The organism is Paenibacillus sp. Aloe-11, from assembly GCF_000245715.1.
Taxonomy (GTDB): domain Bacteria; phylum Bacillota; class Bacilli; order Paenibacillales; family Paenibacillaceae; genus Paenibacillus; species Paenibacillus kribbensis.
The window spans coordinates 147,887-148,274 of the sequence record NZ_JH601052.1 but is presented as its reverse complement, the minus strand read 5'-3'; the positions used below and the strand labels follow the sequence as shown (position 1 = coordinate 148,274).

The 388-nt window shown below is 56.7% G+C and carries 1 protein-coding gene; it reads right to left on the bottom strand.

The annotated features are described in order from the left end of the window. Positions 1-388, bottom strand: a 388-nt coding sequence (locus tag WG8_RS28330) for a FecCD family ABC transporter permease (RefSeq protein WP_007430277.1), incomplete at both ends; no start/stop codon positions are given.

Here is a 388-nt window from a genome sequence, read left to right as displayed (position 1 = left end):
AGCCAGCACGAGCCGGGCACATACGTCTGCCCACACCACAAAGATCGCTCCCGCGAGCAGGCTGACGGGCAGAACACGTCGATGATCCGATCCCACCATCAGCCTCACGATATGCGGAATCATCAGCCCGACGAAGCCAATGGAGCCACTAACCGCCACAACCGCTCCGGTTAGAAGTGAGGCGACAATGACGAGCAGCACGCGAAACGTCTGTACGTTCACACCGAGCGTCACTGCTGTCTCTTCGCCTGTCAGCAAAGCATTCAGTGAGCGGTATTGAGTCAGCAGAACTATCGTTCCGGCAGCTATAATGAGGGTCGGAACAAGAAGCGTATCCCATTGCGCGCCTGCCAGACTGCCCATCATCCAATACATCGCATCACGGATA